Annotated in this window: 11 protein-coding genes; 4 read left to right on the top strand and 7 right to left on the bottom strand. The window is 40.2% G+C overall.

What is annotated here, in order from left to right; translation table 11 throughout:
• Window positions 1–9: 9 nt before the first annotated feature.
• The 5 genes from AB3N61_RS08730 to AB3N61_RS08710 form a co-directional block, all read right to left on the bottom strand.
• Window positions 10–1,104: an efflux RND transporter periplasmic adaptor subunit gene (locus tag AB3N61_RS08730; RefSeq protein WP_367897357.1), complete on the bottom strand. Its 1,095-nt coding sequence runs from the start codon at window positions 1,102–1,104 to the stop codon at window positions 10–12.
• Window positions 1,091–1,540 (bottom strand): LIC13259/LIC11441 family protein, encoded by a 450-nt coding sequence (locus tag AB3N61_RS08725; RefSeq protein WP_367897356.1) that lies wholly within the window; start codon window positions 1,538–1,540, stop codon window positions 1,091–1,093. Before AB3N61_RS08725 ends, AB3N61_RS08730 begins: the two co-directional genes overlap by 14 nt.
• 10 nt (window positions 1,541–1,550) lie before the next feature.
• Window positions 1,551–2,921, bottom strand: a complete 1,371-nt coding sequence (locus tag AB3N61_RS08720) for a TolC family protein (RefSeq protein ID WP_367897355.1) — start codon at window positions 2,919–2,921, stop codon at window positions 1,551–1,553.
• A 36-nt stretch (window positions 2,922–2,957) separates the two neighbouring features.
• Entirely contained in the window at window positions 2,958–3,377 is a 420-nt protein-coding gene (locus AB3N61_RS08715) for a hypothetical protein (RefSeq protein ID WP_367897354.1), read from the bottom strand.
• 130 nt (window positions 3,378–3,507) lie between these two features.
• The gene (locus tag AB3N61_RS08710; protein WP_020768278.1) at window positions 3,508–4,593 is read right to left on the bottom strand and encodes a hypothetical protein; all 1,086 of its coding nucleotides are present in this window, start codon (window positions 4,591–4,593) and stop codon (window positions 3,508–3,510) included.
• A 175-nt stretch (window positions 4,594–4,768) separates the two neighbouring features.
• Between AB3N61_RS08710 and AB3N61_RS08705 the strand changes: the two genes are divergently transcribed.
• Window positions 4,769–5,794, top strand: coding sequence for a glycosyltransferase family 2 protein (locus tag AB3N61_RS08705; protein ID WP_367897353.1), 1,026 nt, complete (start codon window positions 4,769–4,771; stop codon window positions 5,792–5,794).
• Between the two features lie 272 nt (window positions 5,795–6,066).
• Here AB3N61_RS08705 and AB3N61_RS08700 read toward each other — a convergent pair whose 3' ends face one another.
• Window positions 6,067–7,704, bottom strand: a complete 1,638-nt coding sequence (locus tag AB3N61_RS08700; RefSeq protein ID WP_367897352.1) for an ArnT family glycosyltransferase — start codon at window positions 7,702–7,704, stop codon at window positions 6,067–6,069.
• Between the two features lie 417 nt (window positions 7,705–8,121).
• Window positions 8,122–8,970, bottom strand: a complete 849-nt coding sequence (locus AB3N61_RS08695) for a flagellin (protein WP_010515586.1) — start codon at window positions 8,968–8,970, stop codon at window positions 8,122–8,124.
• A 244-nt stretch (window positions 8,971–9,214) separates the two neighbouring features.
• Here AB3N61_RS08695 and ispH point away from each other — a divergent pair, with 244 nt between their 5' ends.
• The 3 genes from ispH (at window position 9,215) to AB3N61_RS08680 (ending at window position 13,625) form a co-directional block, all read left to right on the top strand.
• Window positions 9,215–10,153, top strand: coding sequence for a 4-hydroxy-3-methylbut-2-enyl diphosphate reductase (gene ispH, locus AB3N61_RS08690; RefSeq protein WP_020768124.1), 939 nt, complete (start codon window positions 9,215–9,217; stop codon window positions 10,151–10,153).
• A gap of 132 nt (window positions 10,154–10,285) precedes the next feature.
• On the top strand, window positions 10,286–12,361 hold the full coding sequence (locus AB3N61_RS08685) for a PAS domain-containing sensor histidine kinase (protein WP_367897351.1): 2,076 nt from the start codon (window positions 10,286–10,288) through the stop codon (window positions 12,359–12,361).
• A complete protein-coding gene (locus tag AB3N61_RS08680; RefSeq protein ID WP_020768481.1) occupies window positions 12,354–13,625 on the top strand; it encodes a response regulator in 1,272 nt (423 codons plus the stop codon). The genes AB3N61_RS08685 and AB3N61_RS08680 overlap by 8 nt, the downstream gene beginning before the upstream one ends.
• The last annotated feature ends 9 nt before the right edge of the window (window positions 13,626–13,634 follow it).

The raw sequence follows: 13,634 nt of genomic DNA, 5'->3' as shown, positions 1-13,634 counted from the left end.
GAGCTTTCCTTAATGAGCGTGAGATTCGGAGCCGAATCTGATTTTCGCTTCCGAATCGATTAGGAAGGTAGACTCAGTCACCACTCTTTGGCCTTCTTGGACGCCGGATAAAATTTCCACCCAGGGTTCTATATTTTTACCTGTTTGGACGGAAACCGCTTGGAATTTATCTGGAGCAGTTTGCACATAAGCGATCTTTTGTTTCCCGGTATCCAAAATCGCAGAAGTCGGAACGGATAAAACTTTCGGAAGTGAAACTTCTATCATTGCATCTCCGAACATCTGCGGTTTTAAAAGTTGGCTTGGATCCGAAACCTCACTACGAAGCCTAAGAGTGCGATTGTTTTTATCCAAGATTACATCTATACTTTTGATCTTTCCTATAAATTCTTTCTCAGGATATACATCCGTTTTAAATTTGATAGGGAGTCCGACTTTGGCAGTGGTGAAATCGGATTCATAGATCTGAGAATAGATATGTGCCCTACCCGATTTTCCTCCCAAGATCAACTCGGACGGATCTCTAGCTCCGGATGTCCAAACTCGGATCTGATCCTGACTTAAGCCCAATTGTTTGAGTCTTAGCTGTAGATTTCGAATGATCTCAGGAGAAAGAAATTCGGAAGAACGAACCGCCTCTTTGTATTCGCTCAGCGCAGAATACAATTCCGGATCATACGCAACGCTAGAATAAGCGCTGATCTTTTTGATCAGGTTCCTTCTACTCGCTAATTCGGTTTTGATCCCGATCGATTGTTGTTTTTCGAAAGAAAGAATTAAATCTTTTGAATTTTTATCGGAAGAAGTTTCGGGCAGATGAGAAGTATGATCTTCTTCTTTAGATCCGGCTACTACCTCCGAAGAAATGTTCGAATTCGAATGATCCTTATGCTCGGATGGATCTTCCTTTTTGACCAGATCCATATTGCAGATAGGACAGGTTCCTGGACGATCCGAAGTATAGTGAGGATGCATCGGACAATAATAGATGTCTTTTTTAGAAGAACAGTTTGCTACCAAAGCTGCTATCATCAGAACGGCTAGAAGTATTCCGATCCGTCCCAACCAAAAAGAATGTTTTGCGAGAAGATCATTTGGCTTCATAGATAATCTCTCCGCATTTTTTCATCTTAGAGTCGTATGGATTTTTGATCTCTTTTCCGGATGCCAACCATTTTTTCTTAAGCATTGGACAATAGAAAACGGAAACGCCGGATTTATCGTGATGTCCCACGACGGATTCCAACTCTTTGGATAAACGTTCGAATAAATCTCTTTTTTTGGATAGATCGGTTGTTTTTCCGAGTTCTTCGGCAATCGGTAACGCCTTTCTGAATTTTTCAGAATCCTTCTTATGGTCTGCATCCTCCTTCAAAAGTTCAACTAATGTTCGCACATCCAAATTTCCTGCCGTTTCCGAATAGATGGAAGAATGGATCTTGGCGACTTCTCTTAGGACGAAAGTTTCTTTTCCTTCATGAGCGAAAAGATTACCTGCGATCAGGAGTGATATTAAAAATATATAATGTAATTTATTCATTGGGTTGTCCTCAGTTATGTTTGTCATGTTCCGGAGTTTTATTGTCTTTATAGATAAAACTTAAGAGTTTTAAAGTATTGAGAATGGATTCGTTTTTACGTTCTTTCAGATCTTCTAAACGTATTTTTGCATTTAGTATTTCCGTTTGGGCAAGAAGGGTGTCCTGCAAGTTGACTTTTCCGGAAGTATATTGGAAGGAGCCGGCCCTTGCGGATTTTTCCAATTCAGGGATGAGTCTTTTTTCTACCAACCGTATTTGGTCGGAAACACCTTTGATATAGGCGAGATTCCGATTTAATTCCGACATCATTTGGACCCTTGTTTTTTCGACGGAGTCTTTTCCTACTTCTGCAAGATGTTCCGTCTCTCCCGTTATGGAATTCCATTTGAGAGCCGACCAAACCGGAACTCTCATATTCACTCCAAAACTGAAAAGATCTCCCCTATATTCCGTGGTGTCCATAAGCCCATAATTTAAGGGACCTTGGTCCAAAGCGAAAGTTTGGGATCTACGTTTCATATAGGAAAAAAAGACTTCGGTTTGAGGTGCCAGAGAATACTTGGTTAGTTTTGCCTGCTCCTTTAATCGTTTTTCTTCTTCCATTTGTATTTTATATTCCGGCGAATCCTCGATCAATGAAGTTTGTGCAGCGACTAAGGCTAAGAGCTCCTCATTTTTCTTTTCTAAAAAAGAATCCAGATCTATTGAATATAGATCGGAGAAGGTAATCTTGTTGGAGATCTGATAATACTCGAGTTGAGACTTCAGATCTTTCAATTGAGTCGAGTATTCCGTTTCTTTTTCGATCGCTTCCGTTTTTGCAACCGTCGCCTTTAATACGCCGGATAAAGTGTTCTCACCGTATGAATATGAACTTTCACTAATGGACTTTTGAGCGCCAAGGAGAGTTAATATTCTCTCATTGATCGCCTTCTTCTTTTCAGAATATTTGTATTTGTTTAATCGAACAAAAAAATCCCCTAAGATCCTATTTACACCAGCTATATAAGCAAAGTTGGACTCGGTTTGCATGAGTTTGGAGATCTTTTTTTCGGTGCTCAATTTTCCCGGGAAAGGAAACTCTTGGGACACGGACAATTCTATCCCTGTCATTGTAGGAGTGTCCAATGCCCGATCGGAGGTAGAGTATCCTCCTCGGGTGGGATAATTTCGGAAAGCAACTCCTATTTTAGGATCCGGTAATATACCTGTTCCTTCCGAATGGGATTTGTGGGCCTGCGAAAGTCCGGCCAAAGACTTGGATTCAGGATGTTCCTTTACTAAAACATCCAAGATCTCTTCTAAGTTCTTTTTTTCCGCGTATAATGCGGATGAAAATAATGTATAAATTAATATTAAGACAATAATTCTTGCGTTCATATTTCCTCCTAAAGTTGCAAACGGAGAAAATATGGATCAGATCAGGAAAACTTGGAGAGAGCTTAAACTAAGAGAATTTGAGGACGGGATCGAAATATAAGAATCGTTTAAAATGACGTTTTCTAATACGATCTGAGGAGAATTCAGTTCTGAAATAAACAAAAAGATCAGAACCTTATGTAATCCCAACTTTTCCCAATCCAAAAGTTTGGAAAGATCCAGAGATACGAGGCTACTCTCTTTAGGACAACATTCGTTGGCGGAGGATTCGCTCTTTTTTTCCGGCTTTTCTGATCGATGGCAGGGAGGAGTTTGAGAAGTCTGCTTTTGTTCTGCAAGATTGGACATGCTCACCGGACAATTTCCGGTCAGGCTATAAATGGATACGCAGGCGATTTGGAGAAAAAATCCAAGCGCGAGTATAGAGCCGATCGCCTTTTTAGATCCCAAACTCATAAGCTTTTTCTATCTGACTCTAGATTTTCAAGAAAAGTCAAGAAAAAAAGAAAGAGGATATATTTCTTCATAGAACCGACGGATACAGGCGATTGTATAAGATTATTATTGGAATTCCCAAAAAACAAATTTACGGCTTCTGGAAAAAAGGATTACTCAAAATGACCGCGGTTGGATAAACCACCTGGACTCTTACATATAGATCCGTAGGTTTTAATCTATAAGAACCTTTGTTCTGATAGGAAGTATGAGATAGAATTTCAGAATTTTGGCCGATAAAGTCAACGCTGATCGGAGTATCCTCGAAATCGAAATGGATCTCATTTTCCGAATTTAATCCTATGGGTCCTAATTTAGGTTCTTCTAAACTTCTTTCCATTTTGCGAACACAAAGATAGTTTCCTTCTTTCAAGGATCTAAGGACTTCCCTTTCATCTAGACTGTCGGTATTCACAAGAAGATATCTCATCAAAGATTCTCCTTCCTGTTTGTAAATTTCGGAACTTAGGTCTCTCCAATTCGGGATCCCGGAAGTCCTGACTCTTAAATATTCTTCTCTGGGAAGGTAATGTAGATCATCGGATGCCATACAGAAAGAAGGACGTTTCTCGCTTAATAGTTTGTCCCAAAATTTAGGAATATCACCGAATGGGCTCATTACTTCTAATGCATCGTATTCTTTCAGCTGGGAAAGTAGTCGTAAGGGAAAAGATTCATTCAAAAGTGGATGATTGATCACTACGAAACCGTCTTTGGATCGTAATTTATCGATCACCCACTGTAAATTTTCAGGATCCGCATAGAGAGGAAATAGATCGTAACTCGCTTCTTCCAAACCTAAAACGCTCATATGTCTTTTTCTAAGATTCGTTCCCCATTCGAATCCTTTGATCTGAGCAAGTTTCGGAGAATCCGGACTAGTGATCCTTTCGTAATCGGTGAAGCCTAAAATTTTATATCCGTTTGCCGCATAAATAGTCTCAATCTCTTCCGGGGTGTTCCTACCGGGAGTAAACCAAGTACGGTTGGTATGTAAATGAATCCCCGTCTTTTGGAGTTTGAGTGTGGTGTTTCTTTTATAAGGATTGGAATATTTTTCCCAATCAATCGATGACCTAAAAGTATCCGCTCTAAAAATCGCCCAAGTGAACAGATTTCCGAGTAAAAGTATTCCTAAAAAGATAGAAACTAAGAAGAATAGTGTACTTCTTTTCATTCTATCGCTAGTACAAAATTTCGGGGTTTAACCGAAAACTAGAATTCGTTGTTTAGAATGTTACAACTTGTATACGATTTCGAATGAGGGATCTTGTAGATTCACTGATCTGTAACAGAGAAGATCCGAATTCTGGATGATTCTTCGGCCCTTCTTGGACGAACTCTAATTTAGAATGAAACCGATCCCGCTTGTTTTGGTTCTCCCGGCATATAACGAAGAGTTAACGATTGAAAAAACAATCTTGGAATTTTATAAAGAGATCCCAAACGCATATTTTGTGATCGTTGATAACAATTCCAAGGACAGAACTTCTGAGATCTCGAAAAACGTCCTAGCAGAACATACGATCTCCGGAGAGGTGATCTTTGAACCGAGGCAAGGAAAAGCAAATGCGATCCGATCTGCATTTACTAAAATAGATGCGGAAATATATATCATGTGCGATGCGGATCTGACCTACCCCGCTTTCAAGATACACACTATGATCCAAGCTCTAAAGGAAAAAGATTTAGATATGGTGGTGGGGGATCGTTTGAGCGAGGGAGATTATGGAAGGGAGAATAAAAGAAGATTCCATTCCACAGGGAATAAACTTGTTCTTACTTTGATCAATTTTCTATTCGCCACCAAGCTAAAAGATCCGATGAGCGGATATAGAGTATTTTCTCGAAAGTTCATAAAAAACTATCCGGTGCTTACGTCCGGCTTTGAGATAGAGATCGAAATGACCTTACATGCTTTGGATAAAAGATTCAGATTGGAAGAGATCTCTGTTCCTTACAAAGATAGACCAGCCGGAAGTTTTTCAAAATTGAATACTATCCGAGACGGTTACAAAGTCGTTCAAAACATATTATGGATCTTTAAAGATTATAAACCGATGCATTTTTTCGGATTTTTTTCCGTCCTTTCAGCGGCTTTGTCTATAGCTGCCGGTATTCCGCCCGTAATAGATTATATCGAATATAAATATGTATATCATGTTCCTTTAGCAATTTTAGCCACTGGATTGATGCTGTTTTCCTGGATCCAAATTTCGATCGGACTTATTCTGCATACGGTTTCTAAAATCCAAAGAACCAATTTTGAATTAAGATTAATTCAATACGGAATGGAAATTCCGATCTGGAAGCAAATAACTCCGACTACTCCCGCGGCAGCGATGCGTAGATCTTTAGTCCGGGCAGAGCCCGGATGAGCGCGAATGCGCGAAATCGAAGCAGCGCGATCCGAGCGATAGCGAGTGAGCCGCCCAAATCAGTCACTCTTGTTGGAATTCCTACAGCAATTGTTCGCCCCCACCCGAATTTTGGGTGGAGGGGTGTGGCCCGTGGGCGAGAGTCGGCATTCATAAATCACAAAAAAGGTATTCTTTCAATCCAAATTCTGCTTTATAAAAATGGAATGGAGATTCCGGATTCCACTTTTAAGTTCTGAATCTATCGTTTCCTTCTTGTTTTCCTATTTCCTCTACTTCGGAGAAGTATCCAGAAGAATTACCCCGTTTTCAGAAGAAACTACCTGAAACGTTCTTTGCGGATAGGTTAAGACTAACTCCAATAAGCTGTTTTTATTGGATATGACGGAAAGTCTTTCTTTAGACTGTAAAAGGGATGTTTCGTCTTTAAATTTATAACTTCCGATTATATGGATCTTCTTGTCTCGATAGAACATTGGATAGAAGGATAGATATTTATAATATACGATTTTATTTTCAAACTTTGCGGCCTTATCGAAAAGACGAAGATTTCCATCTTGCAAAAAAGAAATGATCTTAGGAGTGATCGTAAATGATAGAACTCCTACAAAGATCAACATGGATGCCCAGGTTGAAACTAGGAAAAAATCTTTTCCTTCTTCGGTCCCCTTTTTGAAAAATTGCAAACTTATAAATCCGACCAAAATTCCTAAAAGAAGAAGTATCCCAGATAACGAATCCGAGAGGGAGAAGGATGGCAATTGCTCCTTCCCAAGTCCTAGTGAATGAATGGAATATTCTAAAATAAACGGCAAAAGCAGGAAGATCGCTCCAATGACAAAACCTAATCCTAAAAAAGAAGATGAGAATATATTGGATTTTAACACTTCCGGCTTTTCTAAGAGTAAGTAGGACCCAAAAAAGGATAACGGGAAATAGATAGAAGAAGAATAATGAGGCAATTTGGTTTGAACGATAGAAAAGATGAGTAGAACAATCCCCAACCAAAGCAGAAAGTAGCGGGAGATCCTGGAAATTTTAGGAGCAGTAAACCTTCTCCAGTTCTGAATAATCGGAAATAGAAGCGCTGTCCACGGAAAGAATCCGAGAAACATTACGATAAAATGATAGAACCAAGGTCCAGTATGTGATTCTAAGGATTTAGTCAAAAGTTTTTTCTGAAAATCGAAGAACTGCGTTAAGAACTCGTTTCCATACAGTATAAAATTTGTGAGATAATAGATACTTAATACGAAAATCGAAACGATCGCAAATAGGATCAAATCCAAGATCCTGATCCTAAAGTTTCTTTCAAAAACCCTATTTACCCCAAAAATAAAAAGCGGGATAGCTAAACCTAAAGGACCCTTTGTTAAAACGGCAATTCCACCAAAGAAAGCCGCTGATAAGATCCAGATCGTCCTGGAACGAAAGTCTCCCTTCTCCTTTGTTTCATATAAATACAAAGAAAGGACGGATGCGAAGATGAATGTATTGAATAGATGGTCTATATATGCGGTTCTGGAAAGTAAAAGTGGTAAAAAAGAAGCGGAATATAAAAACGCCCACAGGAAACCGAATTTTTTAGAATGTAAGATTGTTCCGAATCGAACTAAGATCCAAAAGGATAAGATCCCGCTAAAAACGGACGGAAGCCTTGCGGAAAATTCGGAGAGTCCGAAAACTTTGTAAAATAGATTTGCGAACCAAAAGTAAAATGGAGGTTTTTCACTGAACGGTTGCCCGTTGATTTGGATCCTAAAATATTCTCCGGTTTCCAACATGGATTTGGAAGCCGCGCCGTAAATATTCTCGTCCCAATCGATGAGAGAGAAACTTCCTAAACCGAAAAGTAATAAGCCCAGATACACAGGAATTGTCAGAGGTAAAAACCAATTTCGCAGCAACAAACGAATCTTCCTTGGAAAGAATCACTTTCCAATTCCAAAAAAAGAAACAAATACAGCTCTGCATTCTAAAACTAAAATTTAGAATTGGTGTTCGGTTACAAATCGGATAAAAATTAGGATTTGGTACAAAGCTTGCGGGTTAAAATTACATTTCAATCTATATGTTTCGCGAGAACGATATGAATTTTGCGTTTTACTTGTAACTCCGGTAAATGATCTAACGATCTTTATTTATAAAAAAAGGATGAAGACAAAAAAAAGCCTAACTTTCGCTTACGAGAAGTTAGGCTTCAGAGTCGTACGGCGATTTATAATAAATATAAATCCGTGGTCCCGTCGAAAGAACCAACATTAGCTTAGAGCCAGCTCCCCTGCCGGAATACTACTTAAGTCAAACCGGCAAGTTAGCTACCTGAATTACTTCAGTAGCTGGAGCACGGTTTGCGGTTTCATGTTCGCCTGAGCGAGCATCGCAGTGGCAGCTTGAGTCAGAATTTGATATCTGGTAAAGCTGGTCATTTGCTCAGCCATATCAGTATCACGAATTCTTGATTCAGCCGCTTGGATATTCTCGTAAGCGTTCATTAAACCCTTAGCAGCATGTTCCAGACGGTTGTAATAAGCTCCCAAGTCGGCTCTTTGTTTAGAAATTAATCTAAGAGCGTCGTCAGCAAGACCGATTACGGAGTTCGCTTTTCCCGCCGTAGAAAGAGAGATGAAAGTCAGAACGGTCGGGTTTCTTAATCCCAGAGCCGCAGTGTTCATCGTTTCGATATACACTCTTTCTCTTTGGTGCATGTTAGCACCCATGTGGAACCACATACTTGCGGTCGGGTTCAAACGAGCGAAAGCTCCCGTAAGGAGTTTCATTTTGTTGAACTCGGCCTGAGAAGCAATCCTGTCGATCTCGTCGACCAACTGAGATACCTCTACTTGTATTTGTTGACGGTCTTCTTCGGTGTAGATACCGTTCGCTGCTTGTACTGCAAGCACGCGGATCCTTTGAACAACTTCATGGGTTTCTTGCAGATACCCTTCCGCTGTTTGAATCAAAGACATACCGTCTTCAGTGTTTTGTTCCGCCCTGCGTAAACCTCCGACCTGTGTTCTCATTTTTTCAGACACAGCCAAACCGGATGCATCATCACCTGCACGGTTGATTCTCATACCGGAAGACAACTTTTCGATGTCTTTGTTCATGCTTTCGCTATTGAACTTCAAAGTTCTATGAGCGAAGATGGCACTGATATTGTGGTTAATAATCATTCGGTTCCTCCTTGAATCCGAATCTCTCCGAAAAGAGAATTTGATTTTCCTAGAGGTCTTCCTTGACCTCTTCCCCTTGAAAATCGGGAAGATTTGGGAATTGGAAGAGATACTTTTTTCTGCCAAAGTTGGATAAAAGATACCTTCCTTTTGTAAGTGTATATGTCGCCTTTTGGATCTCTGGTGCGGATTCCGGCACGAAAATGCTTGCCTCCGACGGGACCAGGCAACAGCCTGAAAGTAGATGCTCGAAAAAATCTATCTCGCGAATCCCCGCGGTTTCTGTGCCGGAGTTAAATACGCAATTTCTTATGTGGAACAGGTCCAATCCAATTCCAAGGAACAGATCTATGTCCGCAAAGAGATCGTCCATAACCGAAGAGTCGTGGAAGATATGAAAAAAAGAGGGATCAAATTTATTAACGAACTGGGGGAAGCACCGGACGGCTCCACAGTGGTTTTCTCCGCTCATGGAGTTTCTCCCGAAGTGGTAGAAGAAGCGAAGCGTAGGGGAATGAAGATTGGGGACGCTACCTGCCCCCTGGTGACTAGAGTTCACAGAAAAGCACGTAGATATAAGGATTCTCACCAGATCATTTATATAGGCCACCAGGGTCATGACGAAGCAATAGGAACTATGGGAGAAGCCAGGATGTTCTTAGTGGAATCCCCGGAAGATGTCCAAAAACTAGTCGGAAAATTGGACACAAGCAAACCGATTACGTATCTGATGCAGACTACTTTGTCCGTAGCGGATACAAAATTGGTAGTGGAAAAGATTGCGGAATTATTCCCAAGTGTTGAGCATCCAGCGAAAGACGATATCTGTTACGCTACTACGGAAAGGCAAGAAGCTGTTTCTTCTATGATGGAAACGATAGACGCAATGATGGTGATCGGGGCCGATAATAGTTCCAACTCACTTAGGCTCCTACAATTGGCCAAAAAATCCAAACCTTCCTCTTTCAAGGTCAGTTCTTTAGAAGAATTAAATAAGGATTATATAGCCGACTCCGGGATCAAGATCCTGGGGATCACAGCGGGAGCTTCTACTCCCCAGATCTTAGTGGATGAGATCATTTCCAAGCTCATACAATTCTATCCGGAAGCTGTTCTGGATCTTTTCCCCGGTTCGAGGGAGGACTCCATGAGCTTTAAATTGCCTGCAAATCTCCTCATGTAGTCACTTCGACATTTAAGTTATGTCTCGGATCTCGCAAAAATGAACGATTTACTTCAGAGTAAGTCATTTTTGTGGAATTTTCTCCTAAAATGGTTGAATTAAGTTTATTTTCGCGTAAATTTTCTGGCCTATATGGTTGGGGAAGAGCTGCAGTTCGATATAGAAACCGAACTATTTCAAATTATTGTTTCCCAAACTTCCGACGCAATTCTTGTTACAGACGCCGTTCTAAATGAGAACGGACCTTCTATCGTTTTTGCAAATCCCGCATTCTGTGAATTAACCGGATATAACCCGGAAGAGCTGATTGGCAGATCTCCAAAAATTTTGTTCGGTAAAGAAACGGACAAAAGAATATTACAAAATCTTAAAGATTGCTTATTGCGGGGAGATTCCTATTCTTCCTCTACAATTAACTACAAAAAGGACGGCACTAAATATTATTCCGAATGGAAAGTTTCTCCCGTAAAAGATCAGAACGGTAATATTACAAATTTATTATCTATTCAGCGAGATAGCAGTGAAAAAATCATCCGAGAGGAATTCGCGGCCAAAAGACTAAGATCCGAAATGGGCCTTACGGCGGCTTCTCAGATCTTACTGAATACGACCCATGAAAGTTTTACGATAGAAAGAGCGATCGAACATTTTTTGGTATTGGTGGAAGCCGAAAGGATCTACTTATATAAAAAAACAGCTAATCCGGACGTGTTAGCATTACAAGCGGAGATCAAAAGCCCCTACTCCAGCGCGACTCTTGCTGAAACTCATCCCGAAATTTCACTCTCCACCAAATTTGCCGGATGGAAACAATACCTACTTAAAAATGATATAGTGGAGTTTCGGACTTCAGATCTTTCCGGATCGGAAATGGCCTTTTGTCAGGGAAGGAGAACGGATACAATTTTTCTCTTTCCGATACGAATGTCCGGAGACTGGTTCGGATTTTTGGGAATGGAATTCTTCCAACATGAATCCGGTCCGGAAGAACAATTTACATTTCGCACTTTCGCAGATCTGATCGGATTTTATTTAGAAAGAAAATCCATATTAGAGGAATTGAAGCTCCATAAGGAAAATTTAGAAGAAACTGTTATCAAAAGAACCAAAGAACTTTCCGTCCAAAAGGAAAAGGCGGAAGCGGCAAGCACGGCTAAAAGCGATTTTCTTGCGAACATGAGCCACGAACTCCGTACTCCTTTGAACGCGATCATCGGGCTTTCTAAGCTGATCAAGATACAGGACGAAAATTCCAACGATAAAAGATACTTGGATCTCATCCATAAATCAGGATTACATTTATTAGGTTTAATTAATGATATTCTTGAACTTTCAAAACTGAATGCAGGAAAGTCCTCATTCTATTTTTCAGAATTGGATTTTAGAAAGGAATTGGAACAAGTCGTAGAATTTTTAGAGCCGGAACTTCTAAGAAAGCATATCCACCTAGTCTGGAATGATCCGGAAGATATTTCTTTTATGATCTGGGGAGATCCCAAGCGGATCCGTCAGATATTTTTGAACCTAGTTGGGAACGCTGTCAAATTTACCGCTGAGCAAGGTTCAATCTATCTTTCTACACATACGGAAGGAAAAGATTGGGTAGTGGAGATTACGGATACGGGGATCGGAATTCCGGAATCGGAACAGAAAAAAATTTTCGATACGTTCTACCAGGTTCGAAATTCCGGATCCAGGGAGACGGAAGGAACAGGGCTTGGCCTTTCTATCGTTCAAAAATTAGTAGAGGCGCACGGGGGAAGTATTCGGGTAAAAAGCCAGCATGGGACCGGGACCACTTTTTATCTAAACCTTCCCAGGCTGGAACAAACTGCTAAAGAATCTAAGCCGAGAAAAAATTTTGCGGGAGCCTATCCTGATAAATTAAAAAATTTCTGCTTTATCCAATTGGAATTATCCAATCAGAAGAACGCAGAACTACTCACTCATTTTTTTAAGAAACAAAACCAACCGTTACTCCGGGAACTTAGAAAGGACAAAAAAATCGTTTTATTCCAAGATTCTAATTCTTCCGTAAAGGATAGAATATCGGAAATTTGGAAAACAGTTTTTATTCTCCCCGAAGAAATGCAGGATTTTGAAAAAAAATTTTCCAAGGAGAATTACGACTTCGTTCTCTCCCAACCGATTTCCTTGGATGAATTAAAATTAGTATTAGAAGAATTGGCGGAGCAGATCAATGACTAACGCAACAAGTTCCGTAATTAAAAGTAAGCAGGAGAGAAAGAGTGTAGTACGAGATCCTATACTTCTAGTTGAGGACAAGTTAGAGAATACTCTCATGCTTGAAGCTCTTTGCGATGAGTTCGGGATCCAGTATCACTCCGCTACCAACGGAGAAGAGGCCTTGGAGATGGCCAAGGCCAATAAATATTCTTTTTATATAGTGGACCTTATGATGCCTGTGATGGATGGGCCCACTTTCATCCAAAGACTAAAGGAATTCCAACCCGATGCCACTGTACTGGTACAAACAGCACTCGATTCAACGGATACGGTGATCGAAGTGATGAAACTCGGAGTATTCGATTATATAATCAAACCTATCCTTCCAGATCAATTTCATAAGGCTTTAAATAAGGCAGTAGACTATCGTTTTCTGAAGGCTAGCGAAGCCGCGATCATAGAAGCGGAAAGTCTGAAACTTAGGAACCAGTTGGAATGGTTGACTTATAAGGAAACTAGAAGAAAAGCCGGAGACGAATCCTGGGAAAAATCCTCCATTCATTCCTTGCAGACATCCCTATCCCAAGGTTCCGGGATCGGAGCGATTATTAGTTTATTGGATATGATCAAGACCGAAATGAAAGAGGAAGGTGAAAATTATCTAATTAATAAAAATATGATGAATATGGTGATGGAAAATCAGGAAATCACCAAAAATTTATTAAAAGGACTCACTCAGTTATTAGAAATTATCAATCGGAATCTTGATAAGAAAAAGATCAAGGCATCCGAACTAGTGGATAGAATAAAACATTCCGGCGAGTTCATCCAACCTTATTTGGAAAAAAAAGGACTCAGACTTGCTCTACCCATTTTAAAAAAGGAAGTCGAGTTGGAAATAGAGATCGATCTATTCCTATTAGCCTTAGAGGAAGTGATCTTAAACGCTTATAAGTATTGTGCTCCAAAAACTTCTTTAGAGGTGTTTACGAGCATCAATCAAGGATATTTCTGCGTCGTTGTAAAGAATATAGTGGATGAAAAACCTTACGGAGGTGTGGACGAAAAATATGAGAACCTGGTTTTACAACCGTTCTTCCGAATTCATCCTCCCGTAGAAAGTGTTTCCCATTTGGAAAGGTTCGGTCTAGGTCTGGGGCTAACTGCGGTAGATCAAATCCTCAGAAAACATAACGGTCTATTTTTTATTCATAACGCAAAAGACCACACCGGAGAACAGGTAAGGTTATGTGTAATGAGTGAACTATTATTACCCATTCAATGAAAATGATAA

It is taken from the genome of Leptospira sp. WS58.C1 (genome assembly GCF_040833995.1).
GTDB lineage: Bacteria > Spirochaetota > Leptospiria > Leptospirales > Leptospiraceae > Leptospira_B > Leptospira_B cinconiae.
This window is presented reverse-complemented; position numbering and strand designations above follow the sequence as displayed.

Bases quoted from the DNA above. Each gene is read 5' to 3' on its own strand.
- AB3N61_RS08725 (WP_367897356.1), bottom strand. From the start codon at position 1,540: ATGAATAAATTACATTATATATTTTTAATATCACTCCTGATCGCAGGT.
- AB3N61_RS08720 (WP_367897355.1), bottom strand. From the start codon at position 2,921: ATGAACGCAAGAATTATTGTCTTAATATTAATTTATACATTATTTTCA.
- AB3N61_RS08710 (WP_020768278.1), bottom strand. From the start codon at position 4,593: ATGAAAAGAAGTACACTATTCTTCTTAGTTTCTATCTTTTTAGGAATA.
- AB3N61_RS08685 (WP_367897351.1), top strand. From the start codon at position 10,286: ATGGTTGGGGAAGAGCTGCAGTTCGATATAGAAACCGAACTATTTCAA.
- AB3N61_RS08715 (WP_367897354.1), bottom strand. From the start codon at position 3,377: ATGAGTTTGGGATCTAAAAAGGCGATCGGCTCTATACTCGCGCTTGGA.
- AB3N61_RS08695 (WP_010515586.1), bottom strand. From the start codon at position 8,970: ATGATTATTAACCACAATATCAGTGCCATCTTCGCTCATAGAACTTTG.
- ispH (WP_020768124.1), top strand. From the start codon at position 9,215: ATGCTCGAAAAAATCTATCTCGCGAATCCCCGCGGTTTCTGTGCCGGA.
- AB3N61_RS08705 (WP_367897353.1), top strand. From the start codon at position 4,769: ATGAAACCGATCCCGCTTGTTTTGGTTCTCCCGGCATATAACGAAGAG.
- AB3N61_RS08680 (WP_020768481.1), top strand. From the start codon at position 12,354: ATGACTAACGCAACAAGTTCCGTAATTAAAAGTAAGCAGGAGAGAAAG.
- AB3N61_RS08730 (WP_367897357.1), bottom strand. From the start codon at position 1,104: ATGAAGCCAAATGATCTTCTCGCAAAACATTCTTTTTGGTTGGGACGG.